This window comes from Rhodanobacter ginsengisoli (assembly GCF_042657065.1).
GTDB classification, from domain to species: Bacteria; Pseudomonadota; Gammaproteobacteria; order Xanthomonadales; family Rhodanobacteraceae; genus Rhodanobacter; species Rhodanobacter ginsengisoli.
Genome location: NZ_JBHSNF010000001.1, coordinates 534,497 through 552,159 on the forward strand (window position 1 = coordinate 534,497; position 17,663 = coordinate 552,159).

18 protein-coding genes are annotated in these 17,663 nt (G+C 65.7%); 7 read left to right on the forward strand and 11 right to left on the reverse strand.

Annotated elements, in window-relative coordinates:
* Window positions 1-9: 9 nt before the first annotated feature.
* The 10 genes from ACFPPA_RS02220 to rph all read right to left on the reverse strand — a co-directional run bounded on the left by ACFPPA_RS02220 (window position 10) and on the right by rph (window position 11,393).
* Window positions 10-1,569 (reverse strand): cytochrome ubiquinol oxidase subunit I, encoded by a 1,560-nt coding sequence (locus ACFPPA_RS02220; RefSeq protein ID WP_377319423.1) that lies wholly within the window; start codon window positions 1,567-1,569, stop codon window positions 10-12.
* The gene (cydP, locus tag ACFPPA_RS02225; RefSeq protein WP_377316850.1) at window positions 1,569-1,799 is read right to left on the reverse strand and encodes a cytochrome oxidase putative small subunit CydP; all 231 of its coding nucleotides are present in this window, start codon (window positions 1,797-1,799) and stop codon (window positions 1,569-1,571) included. The genes ACFPPA_RS02220 and cydP overlap by 1 nt, the downstream gene beginning before the upstream one ends.
* A gap of 132 nt (window positions 1,800-1,931) precedes the next feature.
* Entirely contained in the window at window positions 1,932-3,248 is a 1,317-nt protein-coding gene (pepQ, locus tag ACFPPA_RS02230) for a Xaa-Pro dipeptidase (protein WP_377316852.1), read from the reverse strand.
* A gap of 169 nt (window positions 3,249-3,417) precedes the next feature.
* Window positions 3,418-3,777: a PilZ domain-containing protein gene (locus ACFPPA_RS02235; RefSeq protein WP_377316854.1), complete on the reverse strand. Its 360-nt coding sequence runs from the start codon at window positions 3,775-3,777 to the stop codon at window positions 3,418-3,420.
* Window positions 3,774-6,065 (reverse strand): DUF1631 family protein, encoded by a 2,292-nt coding sequence (locus tag ACFPPA_RS02240; protein ID WP_377316856.1) that lies wholly within the window; start codon window positions 6,063-6,065, stop codon window positions 3,774-3,776. Before ACFPPA_RS02240 ends, ACFPPA_RS02235 begins: the two co-directional genes overlap by 4 nt.
* Before the next feature lie 151 nt (window positions 6,066-6,216).
* Window positions 6,217-6,585 carry a PilZ domain-containing protein gene (locus ACFPPA_RS02245; RefSeq protein WP_377316858.1) on the reverse strand — a complete coding sequence of 123 codons (369 nt, stop codon included), beginning with the start codon at window positions 6,583-6,585 and terminating at the stop codon, window positions 6,217-6,219.
* The gene (locus ACFPPA_RS02250) at window positions 6,582-8,807 is read right to left on the reverse strand and encodes a DUF1631 family protein (RefSeq protein WP_377316860.1); all 2,226 of its coding nucleotides are present in this window, start codon (window positions 8,805-8,807) and stop codon (window positions 6,582-6,584) included. The genes ACFPPA_RS02245 and ACFPPA_RS02250 overlap by 4 nt, the downstream gene beginning before the upstream one ends.
* Before the next feature lie 75 nt (window positions 8,808-8,882).
* Entirely contained in the window at window positions 8,883-10,049 is a 1,167-nt protein-coding gene (hemW, locus tag ACFPPA_RS02255) for a radical SAM family heme chaperone HemW (protein WP_377316862.1), read from the reverse strand.
* On the reverse strand, window positions 10,046-10,645 hold the full coding sequence (gene rdgB / locus ACFPPA_RS02260) for an RdgB/HAM1 family non-canonical purine NTP pyrophosphatase (RefSeq protein ID WP_377319424.1): 600 nt from the start codon (window positions 10,643-10,645) through the stop codon (window positions 10,046-10,048). The genes hemW and rdgB overlap by 4 nt, the downstream gene beginning before the upstream one ends.
* 19 nt (window positions 10,646-10,664) lie before the next feature.
* Window positions 10,665-11,393 carry a ribonuclease PH gene (rph, locus tag ACFPPA_RS02265; RefSeq protein ID WP_377316864.1) on the reverse strand — a complete coding sequence of 243 codons (729 nt, stop codon included), beginning with the start codon at window positions 11,391-11,393 and terminating at the stop codon, window positions 10,665-10,667.
* A gap of 93 nt (window positions 11,394-11,486) precedes the next feature.
* Here rph and ACFPPA_RS02270 point away from each other — a divergent pair, with 93 nt between their 5' ends.
* The 7 genes from ACFPPA_RS02270 to ACFPPA_RS02300 all read left to right on the forward strand — a co-directional run bounded on the left by ACFPPA_RS02270 (window position 11,487) and on the right by ACFPPA_RS02300 (window position 16,691).
* Window positions 11,487-12,347, forward strand: a complete 861-nt coding sequence (locus ACFPPA_RS02270; protein WP_377316866.1) for a YicC/YloC family endoribonuclease — start codon at window positions 11,487-11,489, stop codon at window positions 12,345-12,347.
* Between the two features lie 81 nt (window positions 12,348-12,428).
* Complete coding sequence (gmk, locus tag ACFPPA_RS02275; protein WP_377316868.1) at window positions 12,429-13,055, forward strand: guanylate kinase; 627 nt, start codon at window positions 12,429-12,431, stop codon at window positions 13,053-13,055.
* A gap of 81 nt (window positions 13,056-13,136) precedes the next feature.
* On the forward strand, window positions 13,137-13,973 hold the full coding sequence (locus ACFPPA_RS02280) for an ABC transporter ATP-binding protein (protein ID WP_377316870.1): 837 nt from the start codon (window positions 13,137-13,139) through the stop codon (window positions 13,971-13,973).
* Window positions 13,970-14,746 carry a lipid asymmetry maintenance ABC transporter permease subunit MlaE gene (gene mlaE / locus ACFPPA_RS02285; protein ID WP_377316872.1) on the forward strand — a complete coding sequence of 259 codons (777 nt, stop codon included), beginning with the start codon at window positions 13,970-13,972 and terminating at the stop codon, window positions 14,744-14,746. Before ACFPPA_RS02280 ends, mlaE begins: the two co-directional genes overlap by 4 nt.
* A 52-nt stretch (window positions 14,747-14,798) precedes the next feature.
* Entirely contained in the window at window positions 14,799-15,647 is an 849-nt protein-coding gene (gene mlaD / locus ACFPPA_RS02290; RefSeq protein ID WP_377316874.1) for an outer membrane lipid asymmetry maintenance protein MlaD, read from the forward strand.
* Between the two features lie 52 nt (window positions 15,648-15,699).
* Entirely contained in the window at window positions 15,700-16,386 is a 687-nt protein-coding gene (locus ACFPPA_RS02295) for an MlaC/ttg2D family ABC transporter substrate-binding protein (protein ID WP_377316876.1), read from the forward strand.
* A complete protein-coding gene (locus tag ACFPPA_RS02300; protein ID WP_377316878.1) occupies window positions 16,383-16,691 on the forward strand; it encodes an STAS domain-containing protein in 309 nt (102 codons plus the stop codon). The genes ACFPPA_RS02295 and ACFPPA_RS02300 overlap by 4 nt, the downstream gene beginning before the upstream one ends.
* Before the next feature lie 69 nt (window positions 16,692-16,760).
* Here the strand turns inward: ACFPPA_RS02300 and ACFPPA_RS02305 are convergent, their stop codons facing one another.
* A complete protein-coding gene (locus tag ACFPPA_RS02305) occupies window positions 16,761-17,588 on the reverse strand; it encodes an MlaA family lipoprotein (RefSeq protein WP_377316880.1) in 828 nt (275 codons plus the stop codon).
* Window positions 17,589-17,663: the final 75 nt, after the last annotated feature.

The window sequence follows — 17,663 nt, forward strand, 5'->3', positions numbered from 1 at the left end:
TCGATATCCTCAGTGGCCGAGCGCGGCGGCGTCGGCGGGAGGCCAGAGGCCCAGCCCGTCCGGACCCTTGCGGGTGAACTTCAGGATCAGCATCACGTCGACTACCGCCAGTGCGCTGTAGAACAGCACGAAGCCGCCCAGTGAGGTCAGCACCTGACCGGCAGTTACCGAGGACACGCCCAGCGCGGTGGGCAGGATGCCCTCGATCGCCCAGGGCTGACGGCCGTATTCGGCGACGATCCAGCCCAGCTCGGCGGCGACCCAGGGCAGCGGAAGGCTCCACAGCGCCGCGCGCAGATACCAGCGTGGCGTGTCCAGATGGCGCTTGCTGGCCTTCCAGAACGACAGCGCAAACAGCGCGATGAAATAGAAGCCGCAGCCGACCATGATGCGGAAGGCCCAGAACAGCACGGGCACGTTCGGGATCGTGCTGTCCGCGGCTTTCTGGATATCCGCCGGCGTGGCCTGGCGCGGGTCATCGACATAATTCTTCAGCAGCAGGGCGTAGCCGAGATCCTGCTCGTGCGCGGCAAGCGTGGTTTTGGCCTGTGGGTCGTTCCGGTCCTGCCGCAGCATCAGCATCGCGTCGTAGGCGGGGATGCCGTTGCTGATGCGCCCCTTGGCAGTGTCCACCAGCTCGGCGATGCCGGGCATCGTCTGGTCGGTCGAATGGGTGCCGATCAACCCCATGACCCAGGGGATCTTCAGCGCGAAGTGGGTGGTGCGCTGCTGCACGTCGGGGATGCCGATCAGCGTGAACGGGGCGGGTGCTGGCTCGGTATGCCACATCGCCTCGATCGCGGCCATCTTCATCTGTTGGTTCAGCGACACCGTGTAGCCTGAGGCGTCGCCCAGTACCACCACCGACAGCGCGGCGGCGAGGCCGAAACTGGCGGCCACCGTCATCGAGCGCCTGGCGAAATCCACGTTGCGACCGCGCAGCAGGTACCAGGCGCTGATCGACAGCACGAACATCGCCCCCATCACGTAGCCGGCGCTCACCGTGTGCACGAACTTGTCCTGTGCCACCGGGTTGAACAGCACGTCGGAGAACGACGTCACTTCCATGCGCATCGTCTGTGGGTTGAATTCGGCCCCCACCGGATGCTGCATCCATGCGTTGGCGATCAGGATCCACAGCGCGGACAGGCTGGTGGCGAGGGCTAGGAACCAGGTCACCAACAGGTGCTTGACCCGCGAGATGCGCTCCCAGCCCATGAAGAACACGCCGACCAGGGTGGCCTCGAGGAAGAACGCCATCAACCCCTCGATCGCCAGCGGCGCGCCGAAAATGTCGCCGACGTAATGCGAGTAGTAGGCCCAGTTCATGCCGAACTGGAACTCCATGGTCACCCCGGTGGCCACACCCATCGCGAAGTTGATGCCGAACAGCACGCCCCAGAACTGCACCATGCGTTTCCACACCTCACGCCCGGTCATCACGTAGACGCTCTCCATCACGGCAAGCATCCAGACCAGACCCAGCGTCAATGGCACGAACAGGAAGTGGTACAGCGCGGTCAGTGCAAACTGCAGGCGCGACAGCGTGACGACATCGGTATCGATGATCATGGTCGGTGTTCCGGCAATGCAGGGGAAGCGGGGGCCAGCCGATCGGCAACCATCGCCGGACTGACGTCGGGTCTGGCGTGCGGCGCGAACGCGACCCACCAGATCAGCATGAGCAGCTCCAGCTTGAGCGCGATGAGGCCGAACAGTTCGAGTGTCAGCCGACGCAGCGGTCGTGACGGGGTGCTTGAATTCGCGGGCGACGAAACGTAAACCGCGGAACTGGGCATGCGACGTGTCCGTGCATTGGCTTGGTGCAAGCATACGCCGCATCGCCGCTGCGATGACGTGGAGCGATGTCGCAGCGGCGGATCGCCGCTGCCGGCAGCAACGCGATGGTGTTCCTGCCGGCCCGATACGAGCTAGTTCAACGCGAACGCATCGCGGGTCATGTTCTCCGGTGCGTCATCCGTACACACCACGTCGTCCTCGATGCGGATGCCACCGTAAGGCTTGAATGCCTCGATCCTCGCCCAGTCGATGTCCCTGGCCACCGGTTTGTCGCGCAGTTCGGCCAGCAGCATGTCGATGAAGTACAGGCCCGGCTCGATCGTCACCACCATGTTCGGTTCCAGCGTGCGGGTCATGCGCAGGAATGGATGGCCGTCCGGGCGGGCAATCGTGTCGCCGCGATCGTTCCGGGCGAAACCGGCCACGTCATGCACCTGCAGACCGATCGAATGACCCAGTCCGTGCGGGAAGAACGCGCGGGTAACCCCGCTGGCCACGGCGGCTTCCGCACTCATGCGGATGAAGCCGTGCTCGTTCAGGACGCCGGCCAGCTGGTGATGGGCGTGAAGATGAAGATCGGCATAGGGGCGGCCGCTGCGTACCATCGCGACCTGACTCTGCTGGGCCGCGTCCATCGCATCGATCAGTGCCTGGAACTCGCCGGCATCGGCTGCGGCATAGGTGCGGGTGATGTCGCTGGCATAGCCGCGGGCACTGGCCCCGGCATCGATCAGCAGCGAGCGCGCCGGCTGCGGCGGCGTGCGGGTGAACTCGGTGTAATGCAGCACGGCACCGTGCTCATTGAGTGCCACGATGCTCGCATACGGCAGCTCGGCGTCGATCTGGCCGGCAGCGGCCAGGTAAGCCTGGTGAATGCCCAGTTCACTCTCGCCCATGCGGAAGGCCTGCTCGGCCGCACGATGCGCGCGGGTACCGATGCGGCTGGCCTCGCGCATCAACACCAGCTCGTACGGCGTCTTGTACGCCCGGTAGTAGTGCAGGTAGTCCATCACCGGCTGCGGGTTGTTGATCACGATGCCGGCCACCCCGGCCGTGGCTTCGCCGATGACCGCACAGCGACCTTGCGGCAACTGGGCGACGGCGTCTTCGGCCGTGCGCACGATCACGATGTCGAACGAATCCACCCAGTAACCGCTGGGCGCGTCCGGCACCACATGCCAGTAGTCGCGCGGCTGCAGGAAGATCAGCTTCGGCTTCGCGCCCGGGGTGTGGACGATCCAGCTGCCCGGTGCGCCGGTCAGCGGCAGCCAGTATTTGAAGTGGGGGCTGACCGCATACGGATAGTGCAGGTCATCGAGAAATTTCAGGCCGGGCATGCCGGCGGCGATCAGCAGGTGGTCGAAGCCACCCAGCGCCAGCGCCTTGTCGGCATGCTCGCGCACGGTGGCCAGGTGCTGCGGATAAAGCGTCGCGAGTCGATCGTGCATGGGGGTTCCTGCGGAAAGGGGCCATGCCATCGATAGGCGTACATGATGACGTCTGCGATCGGCTGGGTCGGCCGCTTCAGCAGCACGCGCACGCGGCAGGGCCCGGGGGTCTGGGAGGCGAACGTCCATGATGACGCGCTGACGTCGACAGTTCCAGTCGACCGGCGGATCACGCCTCGGCAAGCCAGCCTTCGAGCCGGACGGCATCGATATCGGTGATCGCCACGATCCGGAAGCCGGCCCAGATCTGCCCCGAACTGGCGGCTTGCTCGTGCCATTGCTCCTGGATACCGATCTCGATCGGCTGCGACTGCAGCAGCGCCCGGCCACTCGCCGGCAACGCGACGCTGACCTGATAGAGCGCCTCGCTGCGGGGGGCCTTTCCGCTGATCAGCAGCATGCCGGTACTGGACAGGTTGCCGAGGTGACCGATCGGCAGGCCACTGATCACGTCGGTCACGATGGCATTCGTGGCCGCGCGCTTGCGTTCGGCGCGACGCTGGTTGCTGGCGCTGTCGTTGCTGCTCATCGGCGATCGGACTCTTGCGGATTGGCGCGCCGGGCGCCGCTGGCCTGGCGCAGACTGCCGGTCAGGCTGCGCCAGGCGCGATCGAGCATGCCTTCGCGCTGCGGCGGGACCTCACATACGCGGCCACTGGCTATTTCGCGTGCGAGCTGGGTCAGGGTCATTTCTTCACCCCGCTGGCCACGTCGGCTGACCAGCAGGCAGCGTCCGGACATCGGCGAATACCAGGCCAGCTTGCGCTGCACGATCTGCCCATTGGTCGGATCGACGAATTCGAACCAGCTGCCGAACGGCAGCTCGCGCAGGTGCTGCTGGATATGCAGCTCGCGCGGTGTGATGGCAGGTGGCGGCGTCGGTGGTGACTGGGATGCCGGGCCGGCAGCGAGCGGCTCATGCGCGGCATGCTGTTCACCCAGCCGCTGATGTTGTTTCAGGCGCAGCGCGAGATCGGTGGCGCTGGGAAGCGGCACGACCGGATCGGGCTTGCCCGCGCCGAGCAACCGTTGCGCGACCTGCACCGATTCCTCGGCATGCATGCCGATCTGCTGGAGCCCGCTTTCCACGTCCTGTTGCAGCTGCAGCCAGTCGCTCGTGGGCAGGCGACCGAGCAACTGGTCGGTAATCGCCAGTTGCGTCCGGAACGCATCACTGTCCTCGCCATGGCGCAGCAAGGTCAGTGCCAATACGTCCGACCAGGCGCGATCCAGCAGGGCGCGCAGCAGGCCACGGGGTGGCGATTGCTCAAAACGTTCGGCCATCAGCTCGCTGGCACGGTGGCGCGCCTGATCCAGCCGCTCGCGACCCTGTGCGGCCTCCACGTGACGGCGCTCGGCGGCCTGCGCCTTGCGCGTGAGAAGGGCCAGATGGTGTTCGATGTCGGCCAGCAGGGTCGTGTACAGGCCCGTGCTGGGCGGCTCCTGGTTGGCGCGGCCGACCAGCTGTTCGAGCTTGGTCGCCAGCGGACGGTTGCTCTCGTCATCGCTGCCGTCGAGCCAGTCGTTGGCCGCCGTGGCGACGGTCTCCAGCAACTGCCGCGCCGGATGCTCGCGCTTCTCGAAAAAGGCATGATCGGCGACCGCCATGCGCAGCACCGGCAGCTCCAGGTTGCTGAGCAGGCCGCGGGCATTGCCGCCCTGCTGCAGTTGCTGGCCGAGCTGCTCGAACAATCCGGCGACCAGCTCCACGGTATCGCCCTGTTCTGCGCTGAGCTGGGTCGGGGGAGCGTCGCTGGGCTTGCCGAGATTGAGCTGGGTCAGCAGTTCCTCGCGCAGGCGCGCCGCACTGCGCAGTTCACGGCTGGCGTGATCGGTGACCTTGGCCAGATGCTGCTGCAACGCGCCCAGCGCGGACTGCAGTTCATCCTCGCTGGCAGCGCGACCGGCGGGCTGGCCGGGGATGCCTCCCTGACTGGCCCGCCGCTGCGCCAGCAGGTCACGCAGGGACTCCAGCACCTCGATGGAATCGCCGCCGGCACCCCCGCTCTGGGGTTTTGCCGTCTTCTCCGAAGCCGCTGCCGGTTCAGCTGCCGGCGCCGTTTCCGCGCCGGCGGAACGTGCACGCTTGGTGATATGTCGGGGAATCGGAATGCTGCGGATCTGCGGCAGGATGCCATCGGCCTGCAGCTGCGCGTTGATGATGCCGTACAGCGGCGCCAGCGATGAAATCACCCATTGATCAAACAGTTGCAACAGCAGAAGCTGATGCTTCAGTGGCAGCTCCAGCTCGGCGCTGGCTCGATGAAATGCCTGCGCCAGCGCATGCGGCCCCAACGGCAGCGCCGGGCCCTCCAGCGGTGGCGCGCCGATCAGCACGGCGAGCCGGTAACCCAGTTCGTGCAGCACGCCACTGTGGCGCACTTCGCCACGCGCTCCCAGCTGGGTCAGCGCGATGGACAGCTCCTGCACGACCGGGTCGAGCAGCTCCAGCGACTGCCACGGCTTCGCTTCGAGCGCAGCAGCGACTGGCGGGGTGGCCGGATTGCCCAGTTCATTGAACGCGGTGGCGAGCGCTTCCAGAAAACGTTGCTGGAAGGTGGTTCGATCCTGCAGCACGCGTTGACGACTGGCAAAGAGATCCTGCTGCTCGTCCGCGCGCAGGGCATGGTCGGCCAGGGTGAACAGCTTTTGCTCGAACTCGCTCATGCAATGCCGCACGGGTTCATGCAAACCCTCGATGCACGAGGCATAGCTGGCTTCGATCAAACGCTCCGCACGCGCAGGCCAGCGCCCGCTGGTGAGGCGAGCGGGCTGGTGCGGCGCGAGCGAGCGGCGTCGATCCTGTCCGACATCCATGCAAGAACCTGTCTTTTCCCCGGAGGGCTCAGTCTATGCCGGATGCCGCACGTACGCCATATTCGCCGAATCGGTGCCGTGCCCGGCAAGACGGGCTCTTGCGTCGTCGAGTGGGGGCACTTCCAACCTGAACGAGCGTGCTGCGCAGGCGTCAATCCGGCTGTTCCAGCCATGCGTGGAGCCGCGTGGCGTCGGCATCGCTGATTGCAATGATGCGATAGCCTGCCCATATCAGGTCGGCCGAGGCCGCCTGGTCGTGCCACTGCTCCTGTACCCCCACATCGATATGCACCTGGCCGCTGCCGCTGCCGTTGTCGGGCAAGGGCAGGCGCAGCTGATAGATCGCCTCGTCTTGCGGTGCCGTGGGGCTGATCAGCAGCATGCCGGTGGCAGACAGGTTGCCGATCCGGCCGAACGGCTGATCCGTGATGACGTCGGTGACGACGGCGTCGAAATCGACCGGCTTGCGTTGTTTCCTGCGCTGGTCACGTTGAGCCTGGTCCTGACTGGCCTGGTTCATGAGCTCGCCCCGGGAGCGAGCGGACGATGCGAATGGGGCAAGGCCAGCTCCTCGGAGACGACACGCCATGCATGATCGAGCATGTCCTCATCGTGGTCGATCGCAACCTCACGCATGTGGCCGCAGGAGATTTCATGCGCCAGTTGCAGCTGGTTGAATTCCTCGGCGCGATGGCCGCTGCGGGTAACGAACAGGCTGTGCCCGGTCAGCGGCGAATACCAGGCCAGTCGGCGGCGTTTGCCGCGTTCGCCGGAAGGATCCACGAACTCGAACCAGACCCCGGCCGGCAACGAACGCAGGTGTCGATGGATGCGCAATACCTCGGGACTGGGCTCGACGGACGCGTTATCGGTAGTGATTTCGGCGACGCCCCGCTGCCGCTGGTCGGGCGAACCCCTTCGTTCGGTGGGCCCGCTGCCCGCAACATCAGCCGCACCGGCATCCCGGCCGGGCTCGGTGTGGCGGGCATCGATCAGCCGCTGCGCCACCTGAGCGGCCTCGTCACCGTGCAGCCCGATCTGGCGCAGGCCGGCATCCACTTCATGCAGCAGTTTGCCCCGGTCACCGACGGGCAGGGCACCGAGCAATTGGTCGGTGACCACCAGCCGGGTATCGAAGACTTCACTATGTTCGCCGTGTCGCAACAGGGTCAGCGCAAGCACGTCGGACCAGGCGCGATCGAGCTGGCCCAGTCGCCGGCATTGCGCAGAGGATGGGGCAAAACGCATGCCCAGCAGTTCGGCGGTGCGGTGGCGTGCCTGCTCCAGCCGTTCCAGTCCCTGCATCGCCTCGACCTGACGGCGTTCGGCCAGCCGGGTCTTGTGCTGCAGCTGGGTCAGGTACTGCTCGATGTCATCCAGCAGGTTGATGTACAGGCTGGCACCAGGTGGCTCGCGTCCTGCACGTTCGATCAGCTGGCCCAGTTTGGTGCGCAGCGTGCGGTCGGTCTCGCCGTTGGCGTCATCGAGCCAGTCGCGGGCGATTTCAGCGATCCTGCCCAGCATCTTGCGTGCCGGGTGCTCGTGCTGCTCGAAAAATCGGTGGTCGTTCAATGCCGCGCGCAGCATCGGCAACTGCAGATTGCCCAGCAACGTTTGCGCTTCGCGGCTCCGTGGCAGCTGCTGCGCAATCTGTTCAAACAGCCGCGCGATCATTTCCAGGGCGTCGTCCTGCTCGGTCCCGAGAATGGCACGTGCGGCATCGCCGGAGCGTCCGACGTTGAGCTGGATGAGCAGTTCCTCGCGCAGATGCTGCGGGTCGCGCAGGGCGCGACGGGCCTGCTCGTCGGCTTGCACGAGATAGTCCTGCAGTGCGGCCAGCGCGACCTGCAGCTCGGCATTGCTGACGGTGCCGCTGGCCGGCAGGTCGGCTCGCGCAAGAGCGGAGGCCTGCGCGGGGGGCTCGGGCGGGCTGTCCTGCATCGTCGGTGCTTCGGCGGGTGACGGCTCGCTGTCCGGTGGCGCAGTTGTTGCGGCGGGGGCGGCCTTTTCCGATGTGCGCTCGCGCCGGGGCGTGGCACGCGGCAGCGCAAACGGCCGCAGGCACGCCAGGATGCCGTCGGCCTGCAAATGCGCATTGGCCAGCTCGTGCAGCGAGGTCAGTTCCTGGATCAGGCTGCTTTCCAGGCTTTGCAGCAGCAACAACTCGTGCTGACTCGGCAGCTCCAATATCTTGCTGGCGTCGCAGAATGCCCTGGCCATCGCCTGCGGGCCGATCGGCACGCTTGCGCCTTCGAGCGGTGCCGAGGCAATCAGCGCGGCCAGCCGGTAGCCCAGTTCGACCAGTTGGGCTCCGCCGCGGGCCTCGCTGCGCGCGACCAGCTGATCGATCGAGGTGGTCAGCTCGTGCTCCGTCGGATCGACCAGACTCAGTGCCTGCCTGGCACGAGCCACCGGCTCCGCCGCTGGCTGGCCCAGTCGGTCGAACGCCTGGTCGATGCTGGCGATGAAGCGCTCGTCGAACGTCTGGCGTTCCATCATCAGCAGCTGCCGGGTGGCCAGGTAATGCGTCTGGTCCAGGTGGCTGCGGCTGCGTTCTGCCTGCTGGTGCAGGCACATGTCGAAGTGATCGAGGCTTCGCAGCAGCGGCTTGTGCAACCACTTGCCGCACAGCACGCGCAATTCGCCAAGCAGACGTCGGGTTCGCGGTGGCCAGCGCGCATCGGGATGCTGGCCGGGGCTGGCGTGATCCGAAGGCGGCGAATTCAGGCAATCAGTGTTCATGGCACCCAGTTATCGGCGACCAGACTTGTGACTTGAGTCTATGCCCAACCGTGAGGGCCCGGTGTGAAGGGGTCTTCACTCCATGAAGCTGGTGATCACGTTGTTCAAGAAGCGCTGGCCCAGCGGGGTGGTATGCAGGTGGTCCGGGTCGTCGTGCAGCCAGCCGCAAGCACGCGCGGCGCCGAGCGCGGTGGCGATGCGGTCGACCGGCAGGCCGGTGCGCTCGGCGAAGTCCGTCATCGGCACGCCGTCGACCAGCCGCAAGGCGTTGAGCATGTACTCGAACGGCAGCTCGGCGGGGTCGATCCGCTGGTCGCCGCCGAGGCGCGCAGCGCCGCCGGCGGCATCGAGATAGGCGCGTGGGTGGCGGGTCTTCCAGCGGCGATGGATCTGGCCGCTGTGGGCATCACTGATCTTGCCGTGTGCGCCGGCGCCGATGCCGAGGTAGTCGCCGAAGCGCCAGTAGTTGAGGTTGTGCGCGCAGCGCCGGTCCGCCCGCGCATAGGCGGAGATCTCGTACTGACCGTAGCCGGCGCCGGCCAGCCGGGCTTCACAGGCCTCCTGCATCGCCCACGCATGATCATCGTCCGGCAACGGTGGCGGGTTGGCGGCAAACGCGGTATTCGGCTCCAGGGTCAGCTGGTAGTGCGAGATATGCGTGGGTTCGAGCGCCAGCGCACGCTCGACATCGGCGAGGGCGCCGTCCAGCGTTTGCAGCGGCAGTGCGTACATCAGGTCGAGATTGATATTGCGGTAGCCGGCATCCTGCGCCGACTTCACCGCCGCCTCGGCCTCGCCGGCCGAATGGATGCGGCCGAGGCGGCGCAGCTTGTCGTCGTCGAAGCTCTGCACGCCGAAGGAGATCCGGTTCACCCCGGCCGCCAGATAACCGTCGAAGCGGCCGTGTTCGACGGTGCCGGGATTGGTCTCCAGGGTGATCTCGGCGTCATCGGCCAGCGCCACGCGTTCGCGCACGCCGTCGAGCAGGCGATCGATCAGTTCGGCCGAAAACAGGCTCGGCGTGCCGCCGCCGAAGAAGATGCTGAGGATCGGACGACCCTCCAGCGCCGCGGCGAAGTCGCTGCGGTCGGCATCCAGGTCGGCGAGCAGGTGGTCGATGTAGTCGGCGTAGGGGGGCGGCTCGTTGCGCAGGCCGTGCGAGTTGAAATCGCAATACGGGCACTTCTTCACGCACCACGGCATGTGGATATACAGCGACAACGGGGGCGCCAGCAGACTCATGCGGGCTGTCCGGCCAGTCGCGCGCGCAGGGCCGCCAGCGCCTGGCCGCGATGGCTGAGCCGGTTCTTCGTGGCCGGATCGAGTTCGGCGGCACTGACCGCCTGCCCATCGGGCAGGAACAACGGGTCATAACCGAAGCCCTGGACACCGCGCGCCACCTCGAGCACGCGGCCGTGCCAGCGGCCTTCCACGATCAGCGGGGCAGGGTCGTCGGCGCGGCGCAACAGCACCAGCACGCAGATGAAGAATGCGCGGCGTCGTTCATCCGATACGCCGGCCAGTTCACGCAGCAGCTTCGCGTTGTTCGCCGCCGCATCGCCATGGCCGCCGGCATAGCGGGCCGAATGCAGGCCCGGCGCGCCATCCAGGTGATTCACGCACAGGCCGGAATCGTCCGCCAGTGCGGGCAGGCCGGTGATCCTGGCGGCATGACGCGCCTTCAGCAGCGCGTTCTCGACGAAACTCAGGCCGGTTTCCTCGATGTCGTCCACCCCGAGGCTGGCTTGCGTCACGACTTCGAGACCGCTGTCGGCCAGCAGGGCGTTGAACTCCGCCAGTTTGCCGCGGTTGCCGCTGGCCAAAACCACACGTTGCATCATGTACGGACTCCCCGGCTTATTCGGCCAGCGCCGCGCGCTGCGCCATGACCAGCTCGCCGATGCCCTGTTCGGCCAGCGCCAGCAGCGCGTCCATCTCGTCCCGGCGGAACGCATGTCCTTCCGCGGTGCCCTGCACCTCGATGAAGCCGCCGCCGTCGTTCATCACCACGTTCATGTCGGTGTCGCAATTGGCATCTTCGGCATAGTCCAGGTCCAGTACCGGCATGCCCTGATAGATGCCGACCGAGACGGCGGCGACCGCGCCCACGATCGGGTTGCGCTTGAGGTTCTCGCGCTTCATCAGCAGGTTGACCGCATCGACCAGGGCCACGTAGGCGCCGGTGATCGCCGCCGTGCGGGTGCCGCCGTCGGCCTGCAGCACGTCGCAGTCGAGCGTGATCACGCGTTCGCCCAGGGCCTGCCGGTTGACGCAGGCGCGCAGAGAGCGGCCGATCAGGCGCTGGATCTCCATCGTGCGGCCGCCCTGGCCACCCCGCGCCGCTTCGCGCTGCATGCGGGTGTTGGTGGCGCGCGGGAGCATGCCGTACTCGGCGGTGATCCAGCCCTCGCCCTTGCCGCGCAGCCAGGCCGGGGCGCGGTCCTCGATGCTGGCGGTGCACAGCACGCGGGTGTCGCCGAAGCTCACCAGTACCGAGCCCTCGGCGTGGCGGGTGTAGTGGCGTTCGATGCTGACGGTGCGCAGCTGGTCGCTGGCGCGGCCACTGGGGCGGGTGACGGAGTTCATGGGGTGGTTCCTGGCGTCGCTTGGCCGGATTGGGCAAGGCGTGACCGGAGAGTTTACCATTGCGCTCTTTCTCCACGTCCGGACGCCGCCCCAATGATCCGCAGCATGACGGCTTATGCCAGTGCCGAATCCACCGGTCCCGCCGGTACGCTCAGTTGCGAATTGCGCACGGTCAATCACCGTTACCTGGAATTGAGCCCGCGCCTGCCCGACGACCTGCGCGCCTTCGAATCGCAGCTGCGCGAGCGTGTGGCGGCAAAGCTGTCGCGCGGCAAGCTCGACCTGACCGTGCGTCGGGCCAGTGACGCGCCCGGCGAGTCGTTGCAGGTCAACAGCGCGCTGCTGTCCCGGCTGGCCGAGCTGAATCTCGACATGACCGCCTTGTTCCCCGGCCTGCAGGTGCAGTTCACCGAGCTGTTGCGCTTCCCCGGCGTGATGCGACAGGCCGAGTCGGATCCGGAGGCGCAACAGGCTGCGCTGTTCGACGTGCTGGATCGTGCGCTGGACGCGCTCACCGCGACCCGTGAGCGCGAGGGCGAGAAGCTGGGCGAGATCCTGCGTGACAAGCTCGATGCGGTCGAGCGGGTGGTGGCCGACGTGCGCGGCTGGATGCCGGAGATCCGTGCGGCCCTGCGTACCCGGCTGGAGACGCGGCTGGCCGATCTGAAGCAGCCGGTGGAGCCGGGTCGGCTGGAGCAGGAGCTGGTGCTGCAGATCACCCGCACCGACGTGGACGAGGAACTCGACCGGTTGACGACGCACATCGGCGAAACCCGGCGCGTGCTCGGCCTGAAGGAGCCGGTGGGTCGCCGACTGGATTTCCTCATGCAGGAGTTCAACCGCGAGGCGAACACCCTGGGCTCCAAGTCGGTCGACTCGCGCAGCACCAACGCCGCGGTCGAGCTGAAGGTGCTGATCGAGCAGATGCGCGAACAGGTGCAGAACATCGAATGAAGACGTGTATCACGCGGGTTTCGGCCCCTGAGCCCGGCGGCTGCCGCCCCGGCGTCGAGCGGGTGCACGGAGGTGCGCATCATGTCCGTTGAAGGCACCCTGTTCATGGTCGCCGCACCCTCGGGCGCGGGCAAGTCCACCCTGGTCAATGCCCTGCTGGAACGCGAGCCGGCGATCTCGCTGTCGATCTCGCACACCACCCGTCCGCCCCGCCCGGGCGAGTTGTACGGGCGGCATTATTATTTCGTCGAGCGCAGCGAATTCGAGCGCGAGGTAGCCGAGGGCATCTTCCTCGAGCACGCAGAGGTGCACGGCAACCTGTACGGCACCTCGCGGACCATGGTGCAGGAGTTGCTGGCTCAGGGGCGTGACGTGCTGCTGGAGATCGACTGGCAGGGCGCCGAGCAGATCCGTCGCAGCAAGCCCGATTGCGTCAGCGTGTTCATCCTGCCGCCCTCGCGGGCGGAGCTGGAGCGGCGCCTGCGCGGACGCGGTTCGGATAGCGCCGAGGTGATCGAGCGCCGGTTGCGCAACTCGCGCGGGGAAATCGCCCACGCACACGAGTTCGACTACATCCTGGTCAACGACTCGTTCGAGAATGCGTTGGCCGACCTGCAGGCGATCGTGCGGGCGGTGCGTCTGCGCGGTGCGTTGCAGTGGCAGCGGCACGAAGGGTTGATCGCCGACCTGCTGGCGGCTGAAGCCTGAGTTTCCCGGTGAGACTTCCCGCATGGCCTTCGAAACGCGCTTCGGCTACCTTGTGCAACTCCCCGACTGTATTTGCCGCCCATGACCGATCCCGTTCGCGCCACGTCTGACGACACCATCCTGGTGCGGATCCGTGGACTGACCACGGTACTCAATGGCAAGACCATCTTCGACTCGCTGGACATGGACATCCCGCGCGGCAAGATCACCGCGATCATGGGGCCCAGCGGCACCGGCAAGACCACCCTGCTCAAGCACATCACCGGGCAGATGCATGCCGATGCCGGCACGATCGAAGTCAACGGCAGCAACGTGGCCGAGCTGTCGCGCGAACAGCTGTACAAGTTGCGCGAGGGCATCGGTTACCTGTTCCAGAACTCGGCCCTGCTGACCGATTTCGACGTGTTCGAGAATGTCGCCTTTCCGCTGCGTCAGCATACGAAATTGCCCGAGGTGCTGATCCGCGACGTGGTGTTGCTGAAGCTCCAGGCCGTGGGCCTGCGCGGTGCCGCGCGGCTGACTCCGAGCGAGCTGTCCGGTGGCATGGCGCGTCGCGTGGCGCTGGCGCGGGCGATCGTGTTCGACCCGATGCTGATCCTGTACGACGAGCCGTTCGTGGGACTCGATCCGGTGGCGCTGAACCAGGTGCTGAAGTTGATCCGTACGCTGAATCAGACCCTGGGCATTACCAGCGTGCTGGTGGCGCACGAGCTGGCTGCCGTGCGGCAGATCGCCGAGCACGTGCTGCTCATCGCGAACGGCAAGGTGGTCGCGCAGGGCGACCCGAAGACCATCGCCGACGATGGTTCGCCGTGGACGCGGCAGTTCTTCGGCGGCGAAGCGGACGGCCCCGTGCCGTTCCAGTATCCGGCGGACGATTACGCACAGGCACTGGGTTTTTCCGGAGTCGCGAAATGAACCGGTACACGCCGCAAGGCAACAACGTAGTGACCCAGGCGCTGACGCAAATCGGTGGTTGCGGTCTGTTCCTGCTGACCTTGCTGGCGGCGGTTCCGCGCAGTTTGCGTTACTTCCGCGAGACCATCCGCCAGCTCTGGTTTGTCGGTGCGATGAGCCTGACCATCATCATGGTCTGCGGCCTGTTCGTCGGCATGGTGCTGATGCTGCAGCTGTATCACGTGCTGTCGATCTTCGGCGGTACCTCGGCCAGCGGCATGGTGGTGGCATTGGCGGTCTATCGAGAGCTGGGTCCGGTGATCACGGCGCTGCTGTTCGCCGGCCGTGCCGGCACGTCGATCACCGCCGAGATCGGCCTGATGCGCGCCACCGACCAGATCGATGCGATGGAATTGATGGCGGTCGATCCGGTCGCCTACGTGGCCACGCCGCGCTTCCTGGCCGGTCTGATCGCGATGCCGCTGCTGTGCTGCGTATTCTGCGCGATGGCGATATTCGGCGGCCATCTGGTTGGCGTGACCTGGCTGGGCATCGACAACGGTACGTTCTGGTCGAACATGACGGCGCAAGTGGACGTGCACACCGATATCGTCAACGGCGTGCTGCTGAAGAGCCTGGCGTTCGGCGCGGTGGTGTCCCTGATCGCGGTGTACCAGGGCTTCACCACGCCACCGACCAGCGAGGGTGTGGCCTACGCCACCACCCGCACCGTGGTCGCCTCGTCGATCGCGATCCTGGCGCTGGATTTCGTACTGACCGCCTTCCTGATGTGACTGCCGCCATGACCATTACCGTTATTTCCCATCGTTCATCGAGGATCGTGCCGTGAGCCAACAGAGAAGTTCCTATGCCGTCGGCACCGGTCTGTTCATCGTGCTGGGCTTTACCGCCCTGGCTTACCTGGCGACGCAGACCAGTTCGGTGGCGAACGTGCATCAGGGCGACAGCTACAGCGTCGATGCGCGGTTCACCAACATCGGCCAGCTGAAAGAACGCGCGCCGGTGAAGATTGCCGGCGTCCGGGTCGGCCAGGTGCAGTCGATCACGCTGACGCCGGGTCACGACGTGGCCGAAGTGCAGCTGTCGATCGACAAGAAGTACGACCACATTCCGCAGGATTCGGTGGCGACCATCTTCACCAGCGGTCTGCTGGGTGACCAGTACGTCGGTATCGAGTACGGCAGTTCGAAGCAGGTGGTGGCGGCCGGTGGCACGCTGGCACGCACGAAGTCCTCCCAGCCGCTGGAGGAGATGCTGGGCAAGTTCTTCGGCGCAGGCGGCGTGGCCGACAATATCGGTGGCACCTATACGGTGAAGGCGAACTTCACCAATGTCGGCACGTTGTCTGCCGGCGCACCGGTGAAGATGGCCGGTGTGGCGATCGGCAGCGTGCAGTCGGTGCATGCCGATCCGGTCAAGCTGAATGCCGAGGTCGTGATGGCGATCGACAAGCGCTACAACCAGATTCCGGACGATTCGGCTGCCGCGGTGTTCACCAGCGGTTTGATCGGGAGCCAGTATGTTGCGATCCAGCCCGGCGGTTCGCCGGACGCGCTCAAGAATGGTGACGAGATGATCCTGACCCAGTCGGCGATGCAACTGGAGGACCTTATCGGCAAATTCCTGGTCAATGGTTCGCCCAGTGACAAAAAAGACGCCGGCAACGGCAAATAGCCTGATTTCCCCACCGGCTCGCATTGAGCCGGTTCTGCTGAAGGAGTTACCCATGTTGCGCAGACTGGCCCTTGCCGCCGCCCTCGCGTTCGCTTGCGTGGTCGCCGTCCCCGCGATCGCCCAGGATACCGTCCCGGTTGCCGCACCGACGGCCGCCACCCAGTTGCAGACCCCGGCGCAGATCGTGCAGGGCATTGCCGATCAGCTGGCCACCGCGATCGACGGCCACCGCGACGAGCTGAAGCACAACCGGGAGAAGTTGATCAGCATCATCGACGAAGTGTTCCTTCCGCACTTCGACCTCGATTATGCGTCGATCCTGGTGCTCGGCCAGCACGCCCGGGAAGCCACTCCGGCCGAGCGCGAGCGCTTTGCCAGGGCGTTCTACAATTCGATCACGCACCGCTACGCGGAGGGCCTGCTCAACTACACCCGTGGCCGGGTCAAGGTGCTTCCGTTCAAGGGTGACCTCAACGACAAGCGCACGGTGGTGCGCACGCAGGTGGTGCTGGACGACGGGAAGCTGGTGTCGATCGACTATGCCTTCCGCAAGAGCCGCAGCGGCGACTGGAAGGCCTATGACGTGATCATCGAAGGTATCTCCTATGTCACCAATTATCGCAACCAGGTGGATGCGGAGATCCGCAAGGTCGGTATCGACCAGTTGATCACGAATCTCGAAACCCAGGGCGAAAAGGCACTGGAGATCATGGACAAGGAAAACAGGGAAGCGAAGTGACGGCCATCGACGGGTTCCAACTGGATACCGCCGCCCCCGGAAGGCTTGGGGTGAGCGGGGTGCTGAGCTTCGACACCGCCGCCGCGGCCCTGCAGGCGATCGAGGCTGCGCTGGCCGCTGCGGCCGGGACCGTGGTGGAACTCGACCTGGCCGGCCTCGATCACAGCGACAGTGCCGGCCTTGCCTGTGTACTGGCGGTGGTGGCCGAGGCCGACCGACGCGGGCAGGTGCTGCAGGTGCTCCACATGCCGGAGGGCATGAAGGCATTGGCGCAGGTGTGCGAAGTCGATCGCCTGATGTCCTGATCCCGTCTGCCTTGCACTGAAACAAGAGAAAGGGGCCGATCGGCCCCTTTCTCTTTTCGAGCCCGCCGATCAGTGCTTGGCGGGTTGCTCCACGTGCTTGTTCTCCCACTGGTGCTGCTGGTCGAGCAACTGTTCGGGATCGAAGTCCGGGGTATCCAGACCCTGCATCTGCTGGATGATCTCCATGGGCGGGTTGCCGTCGTAGATCTTGTACAGGCGTTGCTGCCGGTACGCGTCGCGGATGAACACGTAAGGATCATAGGCCGATTGCAGGAAGCTCTCGGCGTCGATCCCCCGCGAACGCAGGGTCACCAGATACATCGCCTGCGGCAGATACTGCAGGCCGTTGTAATGATGATTGTTGGCAAACAGGACCAGCGGGTCGAAGAAATAACCGTCGACGGGTGTGCGCCAGATATCGCGTGCGGTGCTGGGACCCAGGAACGGCACCATCAGGAAGTCGCCCTCCGGCGCACCCCAGCGAGCCAGGGTGATGCCGAAGTCATTGTCCTCCAGTGGCAGGCCGAGCTGACTGGCGGGATCGAAGAAGCCGCCGATGCCCAGGGTCAGGTTGACCAGGAACCGACTGGTGCTCTGCAGCGCCTGCTTGGGGCGCGCCTGCAGCAGGTCGTTGGCAACCGTGACCGGCATGCGGATATTGGTGAAGAAGTCGCTGAACGAGCGACGCACCGGCGGATTGGTCACCTTGCGATAGCCCATGGCGACCGGCCGAATGACGGCCTTGTCCAGCGTGTCGTTGAACTTGTAGGCGCCGCGATTGAATTTTTCCAGCGGATCGTCGGTACGCGGCTTGGCGATGGTGCAGCCGGTCAACAAGACGATTGCCAGCACGGGCAACCAGCGGCTCAGGGAGGAAAGTCGTAGCTGTAGGGACATTGGGTGCCGGGGATTGATGTCGGGGACAGCATTAAGTGTACTGTCTGGTTTTATATCTTGCACGGCTTTCGTTGT

Bases quoted from the DNA above. Each gene is read 5' to 3' on its own strand.
- ACFPPA_RS02240 (WP_377316856.1), bottom strand. From the start codon at position 6,065: ATGGATGTCGGACAGGATCGACGCCGCTCGCTCGCGCCGCACCAGCCC.
- ACFPPA_RS02305 (WP_377316880.1), bottom strand. From the start codon at position 17,588: ATGTCCCTACAGCTACGACTTTCCTCCCTGAGCCGCTGGTTGCCCGTG.
- ACFPPA_RS02295 (WP_377316876.1), top strand. From the start codon at position 15,700: ATGTTGCGCAGACTGGCCCTTGCCGCCGCCCTCGCGTTCGCTTGCGTG.
- ACFPPA_RS02250 (WP_377316860.1), bottom strand. From the start codon at position 8,807: ATGAACACTGATTGCCTGAATTCGCCGCCTTCGGATCACGCCAGCCCC.
- rph (WP_377316864.1), bottom strand. From the start codon at position 11,393: ATGAACTCCGTCACCCGCCCCAGTGGCCGCGCCAGCGACCAGCTGCGC.
- pepQ (WP_377316852.1), bottom strand. From the start codon at position 3,248: ATGCACGATCGACTCGCGACGCTTTATCCGCAGCACCTGGCCACCGTG.
- rdgB (WP_377319424.1), bottom strand. From the start codon at position 10,645: ATGCAACGTGTGGTTTTGGCCAGCGGCAACCGCGGCAAACTGGCGGAG.
- cydP (WP_377316850.1), bottom strand. From the start codon at position 1,799: ATGCCCAGTTCCGCGGTTTACGTTTCGTCGCCCGCGAATTCAAGCACC.
- gmk (WP_377316868.1), top strand. From the start codon at position 12,429: ATGTCCGTTGAAGGCACCCTGTTCATGGTCGCCGCACCCTCGGGCGCG.
- ACFPPA_RS02270 (WP_377316866.1), top strand. From the start codon at position 11,487: ATGATCCGCAGCATGACGGCTTATGCCAGTGCCGAATCCACCGGTCCC.
- ACFPPA_RS02245 (WP_377316858.1), bottom strand. From the start codon at position 6,585: ATGAACCAGGCCAGTCAGGACCAGGCTCAACGTGACCAGCGCAGGAAA.
- ACFPPA_RS02235 (WP_377316854.1), bottom strand. From the start codon at position 3,777: ATGAGCAGCAACGACAGCGCCAGCAACCAGCGTCGCGCCGAACGCAAG.
- mlaE (WP_377316872.1), top strand. From the start codon at position 13,970: ATGAACCGGTACACGCCGCAAGGCAACAACGTAGTGACCCAGGCGCTG.
- hemW (WP_377316862.1), bottom strand. From the start codon at position 10,049: ATGAGTCTGCTGGCGCCCCCGTTGTCGCTGTATATCCACATGCCGTGG.
- ACFPPA_RS02280 (WP_377316870.1), top strand. From the start codon at position 13,137: ATGACCGATCCCGTTCGCGCCACGTCTGACGACACCATCCTGGTGCGG.